At 69.6% G+C, this 11,917-nt stretch carries 10 protein-coding genes; all 10 read right to left on the bottom strand.

What is annotated here, in order from left to right; all coding sequences use genetic code 11:
• Window positions 1–442, bottom strand: a 442-nt coding sequence (locus ABZ646_RS27270) for a histidine phosphatase family protein (RefSeq protein WP_360524135.1), incomplete at its 3' end; no start/stop codon positions are given.
• Between the two features lie 6 nt (window positions 443–448).
• On the bottom strand, window positions 449–1,327 hold the full coding sequence (gene gnd / locus ABZ646_RS27275; RefSeq protein ID WP_360524138.1) for a phosphogluconate dehydrogenase (NAD(+)-dependent, decarboxylating): 879 nt from the start codon (window positions 1,325–1,327) through the stop codon (window positions 449–451).
• A gap of 6 nt (window positions 1,328–1,333) precedes the next feature.
• Window positions 1,334–2,983: a glucose-6-phosphate isomerase gene (gene pgi / locus ABZ646_RS27280; protein WP_360524141.1), complete on the bottom strand. Its 1,650-nt coding sequence runs from the start codon at window positions 2,981–2,983 to the stop codon at window positions 1,334–1,336.
• Between the two features lie 74 nt (window positions 2,984–3,057).
• Window positions 3,058–4,251 (bottom strand): MFS transporter, encoded by a 1,194-nt coding sequence (locus tag ABZ646_RS27285; protein WP_360524156.1) that lies wholly within the window; start codon window positions 4,249–4,251, stop codon window positions 3,058–3,060.
• Window positions 4,252–4,435: 184 nt separating this feature from the next.
• Window positions 4,436–4,771 (bottom strand): RNA polymerase-binding protein RbpA, encoded by a 336-nt coding sequence (locus tag ABZ646_RS27290; protein ID WP_003976875.1) that lies wholly within the window; start codon window positions 4,769–4,771, stop codon window positions 4,436–4,438.
• A gap of 210 nt (window positions 4,772–4,981) precedes the next feature.
• The gene (gene secG, locus ABZ646_RS27295) at window positions 4,982–5,212 is read right to left on the bottom strand and encodes a preprotein translocase subunit SecG (RefSeq protein WP_351733361.1); all 231 of its coding nucleotides are present in this window, start codon (window positions 5,210–5,212) and stop codon (window positions 4,982–4,984) included.
• Between the two features lie 141 nt (window positions 5,213–5,353).
• Window positions 5,354–6,130, bottom strand: a complete 777-nt coding sequence (gene tpiA / locus ABZ646_RS27300; RefSeq protein ID WP_360524144.1) for a triose-phosphate isomerase — start codon at window positions 6,128–6,130, stop codon at window positions 5,354–5,356.
• Between the two features lie 7 nt (window positions 6,131–6,137).
• Window positions 6,138–7,349, bottom strand: a complete 1,212-nt coding sequence (locus ABZ646_RS27305) for a phosphoglycerate kinase (protein WP_360524147.1) — start codon at window positions 7,347–7,349, stop codon at window positions 6,138–6,140.
• Window positions 7,350–7,499: 150 nt separating this feature from the next.
• Complete coding sequence (gene gap / locus ABZ646_RS27310; RefSeq protein ID WP_360524150.1) at window positions 7,500–8,510, bottom strand: type I glyceraldehyde-3-phosphate dehydrogenase; 1,011 nt, start codon at window positions 8,508–8,510, stop codon at window positions 7,500–7,502.
• Window positions 8,511–8,761: 251 nt separating this feature from the next.
• Window positions 8,762–11,716: a M14 family zinc carboxypeptidase gene (locus ABZ646_RS27315; RefSeq protein ID WP_360524153.1), complete on the bottom strand. Its 2,955-nt coding sequence runs from the start codon at window positions 11,714–11,716 to the stop codon at window positions 8,762–8,764.
• Window positions 11,717–11,917 lie beyond the last annotated feature (201 nt).

Here is an 11,917-nt window from a genome sequence, read left to right on the forward strand (position 1 = left end):
CCACCACGACCACAACGCCGCCGTCCCCGGCGAGCGCCGCGGCCACCGGGGCGCCCACCCGGCCGGCGCGCGCGCCGACCTGCTCGGGCGACTCACCGGGGTGCCCCTCAGGGCCCGGCGGTACGCCGTCGGTCCACAGGTACCAGTCGGGGCGGGAGCGGTGGATCTCGGCCGTGGTGATCCCCTCGTAGCCGCCGTAGTCCCACTCGTGCAGGTCGGGGTCGGCCGCCACCCCGGTGAGGCCGGCCAGTTCGGCCGTGCGTATCGCGCGGCCCAGCGGGCTGGCCAGGGTCAGTGCGTAGGTCCGTCCGGTGAGCAGCGGAGCGAGGGACTTGGCCTGTTCCTCACCGTGCTGGGTGAGGGGCAGGTCGGTCCAGCTGGTGTGCTGTCCCGACACGCTCCACTCGGTCTCACCGTGGCGGACCAGAAGAAGGTCCCCCACGGCGCACTACTCCTTGGACTCGACGGCGTGGCCGCCGAACTGGTTGCGCAGCGCCGCGATCATCTTCATCTGCGGGGAGTCGTCCTGCCGCGAGGCGAACCGGGCGAACAGGGAGGCGGTGATCGCCGGGAGCGGTACCGCGTTGTCGATGGCGGCCTCGACGGTCCAGCGGCCCTCGCCGGAGTCCTGCGCGAAGCCCTTCAGCTTGTCCAGGTGCTCGTCGTCGTCCAGCGCGTTGACCGCGAGGTCGAGCAGCCAGGAGCGGATGACCGTGCCCTCCTGCCAGGAGCGGAACACCTCGCGGACGTTGTCCACCGACTTGACCTTCTCGAGCAGCTCCCAGCCCTCGGCGTACGCCTGCATCATGGCGTACTCGATGCCGTTGTGGACCATCTTGGAGAAGTGCCCGGCGCCCACCTTGCCCGCGTGGACGTAACCGTAGGGGCCCTCCGGCTTGAGCGCCTCGAAGATCGGGTGGAGCCGCTCGACGTGCGCCTTGTCGCCGCCGACCATCAGGGCGTAGCCGTTCTCCAGGCCCCACACACCGCCGGAGACACCCGCGTCCACGAAACCGATGCCCTTGATGGCGAGTTCGGCGGCGTGCTTCTCGTCGTCCGTCCAGCGGGAGTTCCCGCCGTCGACCACCGTGTCGCCCTCGGACAGCAGGTCCTTGAGCTCGTCCACGACGGACTGGGTGGCGTGGCCCGCCGGGACCATCACCCACACCGTGCGCGGCGCGTCGAGCTTCTCGACCAGTTCTTCGAGGGACTTCACGTCGGAGACGTCGGGGTTGCGGTCGTAGCCGATGACGGTGTGGCCCGCGCGGCGGATGCGCTCGCGCATGTTGCCGCCCATCTTGCCGAGGCCGATGAGTCCGAGCTGCATGTCAGTTCACTTCCTGAGGGTGCGGTACGTCGAGACGAGAGCGGTGGTGGACGGGTCGAGGCCGGGTACGTCCGCGCCCTCCGTCAGGGCCGGTTCCACGCGCTTGGCGAGGACCTTGCCCAGCTCCACGCCCCACTGGTCGAAGGAGTCGATGTTCCAGACGGCGCCCTGGACGAACACCTTGTGCTCGTAGAGGGCGATCAGCTGGCCGAGGACCGACGGGTTCAGCTCGCGGGCCAGGATCGTCGTGGTCGGGTGGTTGCCCTGGAAGGTGCGGTGCGCGACCTGCTCCTCCGCCACGCCCTCCGCGCGGACCTCCTCCGCGGTCTTGCCGAAGGCCAGCGCCTGCGTCTGCGCGAAGAAGTTCGCCATCAGCAGGTCGTGCTGGGCCCTGAGTTCACCGCTCAGCTCGGCGACCGGCTCGGCGAAGCCGATGAAGTCCGCCGGGATCAGCTTCGTGCCCTGGTGGATCAACTGGTAGTAGGCGTGCTGGCCGTTGGTGCCCGGTGTGCCCCAGACGACCGGGCCGGTGGTCCAGCCGACGTCCTTGCCGTCCCGCGCCACGTGCTTGCCGTTGGACTCCATGTCCAGCTGCTGGAGGTAGGCGGTGAACTTGGACAGGTAGTGCGAGTACGGCAGCACCGCGTGCGACTGGGCGTCGAAGAAGTTGCCGTACCAGATGCCCAGCAGGCCCAGCAGCAGCGGCGCGTTGGCCTCGGCGGGCGCGGTGCGGAAGTGCTCGTCGACCAGGTGGAAGCCGTCCAGCATCTCGCGGAAGCGGTCCGGGCCGATGGCGATCATCAGGGAGAGACCGATGGCGGAGTCGTACGAGTAGCGGCCGCCGACCCAGTCCCAGAACTCGAACATGTTGTCCGGGTCGATGCCGAAGTCCGTGACCTTGCCGGCGTTCGTGGAGAGGGCCACGAAGTGCTTGGCGACCGCCTTCTCCTCGCCGCCGAGACCGTCGAGCAGCCAGGTGCGGGCCGACGTGGCGTTGGTGATCGTCTCGATCGTGGTGAACGTCTTGGAGGCGACGATGAACAGGGTCTCCGCCGGGTCCAGGTCGCGGGTGGCCTCGTGCAGGTCGGCGCCGTCCACGTTGGACACGAAACGGACCGTCAGCTCCCGTGCCGTGAAGGCGCGCAGGGCCTCGTAGGCCATCGCGGGGCCGAGGTCGGAGCCGCCGATGCCGATGTTGACGACGTTCCTGATGCGCTTGCCGGTGTGACCGGTCCACTCGCCCGAGCGGACCCGCTCCGCGAAGCCGGCCATCTTGTCCAGCACCGCGTGCACCCGCGGTACGACGTTCTCGCCGTCGACCTCGACCACCGCGCCGCGCGGGGCGCGCAGCGCCGTGTGCAGCACCGCGCGGTCCTCGGTGATGTTGATCTTCTCGCCGCGGAACATGGCGTCCCGCAGCCCGAACACGTCGGTCGCGGTGGCCAGTTCCTGGAGCAGGGCCAGGGTCTCGTCCGTGACCAGGTGCTTGCTGTAGTCGATGTGGAGGTCGCCGACCTGGAGGGTGTAGCCCGTGCCACGCCCCGGATCGGCCGCGAACAGATCCCGCAGACGGGTGTCGGCGAGCTCCTCGCGGTGCCTGGCGAGCGCGGTCCACTCGGGCGTCTGGTCGAGCCTGGTACGGCCGTCTGCGTTCATGTGCGACTTCAGCCTTCTTCCTTGCACCTGTCCTGTTGCACGGCTGCCCCGCCTGCCGGTCCCAACCTAGTTGATCAGCGCGGGACGCCGCCTGGTGTCGCGCTGTCCTGCGGCGCAACAACAGGTACGTCCGGCCGGCGCACCGGTATCAACGAGGTGACGGCGAACGCGAAGAGGAGGGCGGCGAGGAGTGCCGGGCCGTTCAGACCGTACGTCCGGGCGACGGCTCCGCCCAGGAGGGCACCGAGCGGCGCTCCGGACGTGGAGGAGGTGCGGAAGGCGGCGGCGATCCGGCCGGTCATCGACTCGGGTGCGCGTTGCTGCATCAGCGTGACCTGGTTGACGTTCCACACCATGTTCATCGCGCCGAGCAGCAGCATGCCGGCGACCAGGGCGCCGAGGTTCCGGACGGTGCCGATGAGGAGCAGGGCCGCCGTCTGGACCGTACCGGCGGCCAGCAGGGCCCCCACCCGTCCGGTGCGGCGGGCTGTGCGCTGGGCGAGGAAGCCGCCGCCGATGCTGCCCACCGAGTACGCGGTCATGGCCGCCGCGTATCCGGCGGTGCCCGCGTCCAGCCAGCGCGTCACGTGCAGCACCAGGGTGGCGATCAGGGCGCCCATGCCGATGTTGCACAGCAGGGTGGCCACGCAGGCCGCCCGCAGGGCCCGGTCCTGCCACAGGGCGCGCAGGCCCTCGCCGATCTCGGTGCGCAGGGTGCTGCCGGCCGGACGTGGCGCCCGGTCGGGGGGCCGTGTGCGCAAGGAGGCGACCAGGGCCGCGGCGGCCAGGTAGGTACTCGCGTCGGCGGCGAAGGGCATGAACGCGCCGGCCGCGAGCAGCAGCGGCACCAGCGGGGCACCGAGCAGCCCGCCGGCGACCTGCTGACCGGTCATCAGCCGGGCGTTGGCGCCGCCCAGGGCCTGGCGGTCCACCAGGGCGGGCAGCAGGGCCGTGGCCGCGTTGTCGAAGAGTGTCTGGAGGGTGGTCAGCGCGAAGGCGAGCGCGAGCAGCAGCGGGACGGAGGCGTGCCCCAGTGCCACGGCGAGCGCGAAGGCGGCGACGAGCAGCCCTCGTACGGTGTCCACGGCCCACATGGCGCGCCGCTGGTCCACCCGGTCCGCGACGGCCCCGCCGAGCAGCCCGAACAGCAGCCACGGCACATAGCCGCAGGCGGTCACCGAGGCGACGGCGAGCGGGTCATCGGTCAGGTGCGCGGCCAGCAGAGGCAGCGCGGACGTCCGTAACGCGTCCCCGAACCGGGAGACCACGGCGGCCGTCCACAGCCGTCCGAATCCCCCGCGCCACGCGGGCGCCCGCTCCTTCACCGCCACCGTCGCCCCCCATGATTCGCCGATGTGCAAACCGTAGAGGGCACCACTGACAACGGGCCGGGCTCCGGCCGCGCAGACGACTCCGGCCGGACGCCCGAAGGCCCCCGGCCGGTACCAACTCCTAGATCTCGCCCCGCAGTTTGGCGAGCGCCTCGGCGAGGATCGCCTCGCCGTCCGCGTCGCTGCGCCGCTCCCGTACGTACGCGAGGTGCGTCTTGTACGGCTCGGTGCGCGGCGGGTCCGGCGGGTTGTCCCGGTCCTGACCGGCCGGGAAGCCACAGCGCGGGCAGTCCCAGGTCTCGGGCACCTGCGCGTCGCTGGCGAAGCTCGGCTGCGTCTCGTGCCCGTTGGAGCACCAGAAGGAGATGCGCAGGCGCGGCGCGGACTCGCCGCGCTCGGCCTCGCCCATCGGCCCCGCCCCGACCCGGCTACCTCGGATCGCGTTGCCACTTGCCACGGTCGTAACTCCCTGCGTGATGGTGCCGCGAAGCGAGTCGGCGTGTCGCTTCGTTGCGAGCGCCTCAGTCTACGTAAGGCCCAACGCGCGTCCAGTGTTGGGAGTTACCGTCCCTGCACCTAGACGCAAGCCCCATGATAGGCCGCGCTCAGGTGCGCGTACCGAACATGGGGCCTTACGTGCGGATTGTGCGTGTGTGCGAGTCGCGGATCAGCTGTTCGTCTTCATCAGCATGCCGAGGACGATGATGCACGCGAACCACAGCAGACCGATCACCACGGTGATCCGGTCCAGGTTCCGCTCGGCGACCGAGGAGCCGCCGACGGAGGACTGCATGCCGCCACCGAACATGTCGGAGAGGCCGCCGCCCTTGCCCTTGTGCATCAGCACCAGCAGCATCATCAGCAGGCTGAAGACGATCAGGGCGATCGAGAACCCCAAAACCACGGCTGGACCAACTTCCTCGGATACGGATGGACTGCGGGGCCGGGGCCGTCAGGCGGAGCGTGCAGCGGCTTCCCTTCAGGTCTCGGCCCCGCAAGGGTACGACGGATCCTCGCTAGCGCCTACTCACGGGTGTGCTCACTGATCGCGGAAACGCACGATCTTGACGAATTCGTCGGTGTCCAGTGAGGCACCACCGACCAGGGCGCCGTCGATGTCGGCCTGGGCCATGATCTCGGCGACGTTGCCGGACTTGACGGAGCCGCCGTACTGGATCCGGACCTGGTCGGCCAGCTCCTGCCCGTACAGCTCTGCCAGCTTGCCGCGGATGGCGGCGCAGACCTCCTGGGCGTCCCCGGCGCCGCAGACCTTGCCGGTGCCGATGGCCCACACGGGCTCGTAGGCGATGACGACCGACTCGGCCTGCTCGGCGGGGAGGTCCTTGAGACCGCCCTCGACCTGCGTGAGAGTGTGGGAGACGTGGTTGCCGGCCTCGCGGACCTCCAACTCCTCGCCGACGCACAGGATCGGGGTCAGACCGTGCTTGTAGGCGGCCTTGACCTTGGCGTTCACCGTCTCGTCGGTCTCGTGGTGGTACTGGCGGCGCTCGGAGTGGCCGATGACCACGTACGTGCACTTCAGCTTGGCCAGCATCGGGCCGGAGATCTCACCGGTGTAGGCACCGGAGTCGTGCGCCGAGATGTCCTGGGCGCCGTACCTGATCTTGAGCTTGTCGCCGTCGACCAGGGTCTGCACGGAGCGCAGGTCGGTGAAGGGCGGCAGGACGGCGACCTCGACGGCCTCGTAGTCCTTGTCGGCCAGGGCGAAGGCGAGCTTCTGGACGTGTGCGATGGCCTCGAGGTGGTTGAGGTTCATCTTCCAGTTGCCCGCCATGATCGGCGTGCGGGTGGTCATAGCGGGGTCAGTCCTCCAGTGCGGCGAGGCCGGGGAGCGTCTTGCCCTCGAGGTATTCGAGGGAGGCGCCGCCACCGGTCGAGATGTGTCCGAACGCGTTCTCGTCGAAGCCGAGGATGCGCACGGCGGCTGCGGAGTCACCGCCGCCGACGACGGTGAAGCCGTTCGACTCCACGAGGGCCTGGGCGACCGCCCGGGTGCCGGCGGCGTAGTCGGGGTGCTCGAAGACGCCCATCGGGCCGTTCCAGAAGACGGTCGCGGCGTCGGCGAGCTTCGCGGCGTACAGCGCGCCGCTCTCGGGACCGATGTCGAGGCCCATCTGGCCGGCCGGCATGGCGTCCGCGGCGACGGTGGTGGGGTTGCCCGGGGCCTTGGTCTTCAGGTCCGGGAACTCGGGGGCCACCACGGTGTCGACGGGCAGGACGAGCTCGACGCCGGTCTTCTCGGCGCGCTCGACGTACTCGGTGACCGCGGCGAGCTGGTCCTCCTGCAGCAGGGAGCTGCCGATCTCGTAGCCCTTGGCCTTGAGGAAGGTGTACGCCATGCCGCCGCCGATGAGGATCCGGTCGGCCTTGCCGAGCAGCTCGTCGATGACGGCGAGCTTGTCGGAGACCTTGGCGCCGCCCAGCGCGACGACGTAGGGGCGCTTGACGTCCTCGGTGAGCTTCTTCAGGACGCCGACCTCGGTGGCGATGAGGTAGCCGGCGTAGTGCGGCAGCCGGGCCGGGAGGTCGTAGACGGAGGCGTGCTTGCGGTGTACGGCGCCGAAGCCGTCGCCGACGTAGACGTCCGCGAGGGCGGCGAGCCGGTCGGCGAACTCGCCGCGCTCGGTGTCGTCCTTGGACGTCTCGCCGGCGTTGAAGCGCAGGTTCTCGATGACCGCGACCTGGCCGGGCTCGAGGCCGTTCACGGCGTCGTGGGCGGCGGGGCCGACGGTGTCCTGGGCGAACGCGATCGGGGCGGCGAGGAGTTCACCGAGTCGCTCGGCGGCCTGCAGCAGGGAGAACTGCGGGTCCGGGGCTCCCTTGGGGCGGCCCAGGTGGGAGGCGACGACCACCTTGGCGCCCGCGTCGGCGAGGGCCTTGACGGTCGGCAGTACGGCGCGGATGCGGCCGTCGTCGGTGATGAGGCCGTCGGCCATCGGCACGTTGAGGTCGGCGCGGACGAAGACCCGCTTGCCGTCGACGCCTTCGGCGAGGAGTTCGTCGATCGTCTTCATGGTTGGGGACTCCTACAGGAGGGCTCTTGATCGTACGAGGGCTGATCGAACCGTAGACGGCGGGTCGATCCTGACGTGCGTCAGGGCTCGGGCGGCGCGACGGTGCGCTGCCCGAGCCCTGTTATCGCATCGAGGTGCGTGCTCGGTCGATCAGAGCTGGTTGCCGACGAAGACGGTGAGGTCGACGAGACGGTTCGAGTAGCCCCACTCGTTGTCGTACCAGCCGAGGACCTTCACCGTGTTGCCCTCTTGGACCATGGTCAGGGAGGAGTCGAAGGTGCAGGAGGCCGGGTCGCTGACGATGTCCGAGGAGACGATCTCGTCCTCGGTGTACGCCAGGTAGCCCTTCAGGTCGCCGTCCTCGGCGGCCTTCTTGAACGCGGCGTTGACCTCGTCCTTGGTGACCTCGCGCTGCAGCGTCACGACCAGGTCGGTGGCGGAGCCGGTCGGGACCGGGACGCGCATGGCGATGCCGTCCAGCTTGCCCTTGAGCTGCGGGAGGACCAGCGCGGTGGCCTTGGCGGCACCCGTGGTGGTCGGGATGATGTTCTCGGCGGCGGCACGGGCGCGGCGCAGGTCCTTGTGCGGGAAGTCCAGGATGCGCTGGTCGTTGGTGTACGCGTGCACCGTCGTCATCAGGCCCTTGACGATGCCGAAGTTCTCGTCGAGGACCTTCGCCATCGGCGCCACACAGTTGGTGGTGCAGGAGGCGTTGGAGATGACGTGGTGGTTCGCCGGGTCGTACTTGTCCTGGTTGACGCCCATCACGATGGTGATGTCCTCGTCCTTGGCCGGAGCCGAGATGAGGACCTTCTTGGCGCCGCCGGCGATGTGCTTCTCGGCGTCGGCCTTCTTCGTGAAGATGCCCGTCGACTCGATGACGATGTCGACGCCCAGCTCACCCCAGGGGATGTCGGCGGGGTTGCGCTCGGACAGCACCTTGATGGTGCGGCCGTCGACGGTGATCGTGTCGGCGGTGTGCGAGACCTCGGCCTTGAGGCGGCCCAGGATCGTGTCGTACTTCAGCAGGTGCGCGGTGGTCGCGGTGTCACCCAGGTCGTTGACAGCCACGATCTCGATGTCAGCGCCCTGCTCCAGCAGCGCGCGGAAGTAGTTGCGACCGATACGACCGAAGCCGTTGATGCCTACGCGGATCGTCACGAACCGATCTCCTCGTTGGTACGCCGGCCATGCGGTGCCGGCGAGCTGTATTTGGGATGTCCCCGACCACCCACGACCCTACCTCCCTGAGGCTCCCGTGGTGACATCCAGATGCCCCATACACGGCGAGGCGGTCCGTACCCGCCAGTAGGGGTACGGACCACCTCGGATCGTGGATCGATTTACCCCGTTATGATCGGGAATGCCGACCCCTGTTCATCCTTCTTTCACTCGTTCGTGAGCGGGTCGGCTCACTTGTCGAGTGCCGTCAACGCCTTCTTCACCAGAGCGGCACGATCGGCGGCCGAGGTGACCTGCTCCAGACCGAAGCCCAGCAGCACGCTGCGGTCCGTGGTGACCGCGCCGTACGTCCGGAACAGGGCTCCGGTGCGCGTCCAGTCCTTGAGGACGGCCGGGCTGCCCGCGGGCGGCGCGGCGACGCTCCAGGGGCCGAGGGACGTCTCGAAGCCCTCCGTCTCGGCGGCCTTGCCGTCGAGCAGGAGCGAGGCGTCGTCGAGGAGGACGCCGTGCCCGCCGGTGCCCGGGTCGGTGACGTAGGAGACGGAGACCTCGACGGTCCTGCCGGCGTACGCGCCCAGGTCGAAGCTCGCGGTCTGCCAGCCCGCCGAACTGCCGGTGAAGCTGTGCCAGGCGCCGCTGGTGCCGGTCGCGGCGCACTGGCCGTCCCCGATGGTCAGGTAGTGCTTGAGCCACGGGTGCTCGGCGATCAGGAAGCCCGCTCCGCACTCGGACGGTACGGCGCCCCTGGCGGCGCCCTCCTTGTCGGGCAGGGTCGTCCAGTCGTCGGCGCCGACCGTGTGGACCTCGACGATCGCGTGGTCGTAGCCCGGTTCGGTGTCCCACAGCAGCTTGGTGCTGAGGGTCGGCTGGTCGGCCGCGGTGACACCGGTGAGGTCGATGGTGCGGGTGAGGCGCTTGTAGGAGTCGTCGGTGTGGACGGCCGCGGCCATGTACGACCCGGTGTAAGGCCCGTACGGGTTGACGGTCCCGGCGAACTGGCCCGCGCCCGCGCTGGCGAACTGGGGATAGGTGGCGGCGGAGAGTTCGTCCGAGGTGACGGAGTAGGTCCCGGCCTTGTCGAGCGGGTTGGCGGCGGTGCCGCTCAGCGGGCCGGAGAACCCGCCCAGCGCGCCGGAGCCGGTGAAGCCGGTGGCCCCCGGCGTCGAGGTGCGGGAGTAGGCGCCCAGGTAGTACTGGCTGAAGTCGTCCGACGGGGTGCCGTCACCCAGGTTGACGCTGCCGCCGGCCAGCTCGCCGGCCTCGATCAGCTTGCCGCCCTCGTTGAGGTAGGCGCGCAGCTGGAGCTGGGTGTCGTTGCCGGGTCCGTTCGTGCCGGAGTAGTGCACGACCGTCCTGAAGTGCGCCAGCACGCCGAGCGCGTCGGGCGCGCCCTGGGTGGCGACGTCCCAGACGACCGCCTTGCGCCCGGCCGCCTTCAGCGCGTCGACGTAGGTCCCCGCCTGGGTGGCCTTGGCCCCCTCCTCGGCGACCACCAGGGTGTCCGCCCCGGCCCTCCGTGCGACGGTGTACGTGAAGCGGCTGCTGGAGACCTTCTTGCCGGCCCTGCTCTCGCCGGTGAACCACACCTCGACCTTGTCGCCCGGTGCGCCGCCCTTCACCTTGGCCCGGTACTCGTCGAAGTAGAGGTCGTCCGCGCCGCCGTAGGTCTCGCCGCCCTTCCAGTGCCTGAGCGCCGTCTCGTGGGTGCGGCCGCCGTTGACGCGGTACTTGAGCCTCTTGTCGCGGAGCGCCTTGCGGACGACGACGGAGACCTCCTGGTCGGCGCCGCGCGCGTACGAGGTGGTGAACGTCGCCGGGGTGAAGTCGGCGGCGCTCAGGCCGACCGAGGAGCTCGGCCGGTCCGGGTGGGCGGCGGTCTCGGCGACGGAGAGCGCGAACGGGATGTTCTTCGCGAACTCGTCCTGGATCAGCTTCTCGTCGTCCGGGAAGTTGAAGACCGACTGGCAGTCGGCGGCGTTCCAGGCGTCGTTCGGGTCGATGTCGGAGGCCGTCTGGCAGGTCGACATCTCCGGGGTGAACATCGCCATGCCGTTGACGTTCGAGGCATGGCCGTCCGCCTCGCCGTTGGTGGTGTACAGCTCCGAGGAGACCTGCGAGTGGTAGCCGGGGATCGCCGGGTTGTCCGGGGTGCCGGCGAGCGCCTTGTAGAGCACGTCGTCCGGAGTGGGGGTGGCCACCTGCCAGCCGACGCCGTAGAGGAGCAGTTCGGCGGCCGAGTGGTAGTTGATGCCGTACGTGAACCCGATCCGCTTCTCGAAGCCGTCCAGCGCCTTGGTCTCCGGCTCGGACTCGGGGCTCGCGCCGCGGTAGGTCTCGCTGGTGGGGTTGGGGGACGAACCCTCGTCGTCGTAGCCCCACTTGTAGCCGAAGTTGCGGTTGAGGTCGACGCCGTCACCCGTGCCGATGACCCCGTCGCCGTTGACGTCCCGCAGGTTCTTACGCCACAGGCGGGTGTCGGGGCTCTGGAAGGTGTAGTCGTAGCCGTCGGGGTTGGCCGAGAGGACGAACCACAGCTCGGTCGAGTCGACGATCTTCTTGATGCGTTTGTCGGTGCGGTAGTTGTCCAGGTAGTAGTGCATCAGCCGGCGGGTCATCTCCGGCGTGATCCATTCACGCGCGTGCTGGTTCGACACGTACAGCACGGACGGCTTGGAGCCGTCCTTCGACTTCTTCGCGCCCTTGGTCAGTTTGAGCGCGAGGATGTCCTGGCCGCCGACCGTCTTCCCGATGGACTCGACCTTGGTGAGGCCGGGCTCGGCCTGTGCGGTGCGGAGGATCTCCTCCTTCAGCCCGCCGCTGCCGCTGTAGGGGCGGAAGACGCCCTGGGCGGCGTTGTCGACCCGCGCCTCGGCCCTGGCGGAGAGTGTGTGCTCGGAGAGGGCGACACCCTGCTTGCGCAGCTTCCCGGCCTGCTGGTCGGTGAGGTAGAGCTCGACTTCCGTCTTCCCGGATCCGGTGACCTGGTCGCCGAGTTCCTGGCCGTCCTGACCGGCCTTGAGCAACAGGGGAATCTGCTTCTTGGTGACGTCGGCGTGGAAGACCTTCACCTCGTCCGGGCCGGTGGTGCCCGGACCCGCGGTCTGCGCCTGGGCCGTGGGTGCGAGTGCGGCTCCGCCGATCAGGAGCGCGCCGACAGCGAGGATCGATCTCGCTCTGTGTCTCATGTACCCCCCTAGCAGTGGTCCGCCACGGCGGCGAACTCATGCCAGGCTCATGACACTTCATGATCGAGTCAAGGGCGACTCACGGACAGCCCACAGGGAGTACACGGGCGGACCACGGGCGGCCCGGACGCCAGGTGGGGGCTGAGCCGGACCACGGCAGGGGACCAGATACGACTGCTGCGCGCGATCTTCGGCACCGGC

Source organism: Streptomyces sp. NPDC007162, from assembly GCF_040634175.1.
Taxonomy (GTDB): Bacteria; Actinomycetota; Actinomycetes; order Streptomycetales; family Streptomycetaceae; genus Streptomyces.

Coding starts and splice junctions, on each gene's coding strand:
- gnd (WP_360524138.1), bottom strand. CDS start 1,327: ATGCAGCTCGGACTCATCGGCCTCGGCAAGATGGGCGGCAACATGCGC.
- pgi (WP_360524141.1), bottom strand. CDS start 2,983: ATGAACGCAGACGGCCGTACCAGGCTCGACCAGACGCCCGAGTGGACC.
- tpiA (WP_360524144.1), bottom strand. CDS start 6,130: ATGACCACCCGCACGCCGATCATGGCGGGCAACTGGAAGATGAACCTC.
- ABZ646_RS27305 (WP_360524147.1), bottom strand. CDS start 7,349: ATGAAGACGATCGACGAACTCCTCGCCGAAGGCGTCGACGGCAAGCGG.
- ABZ646_RS27315 (WP_360524153.1), bottom strand. CDS start 11,716: ATGAGACACAGAGCGAGATCGATCCTCGCTGTCGGCGCGCTCCTGATC.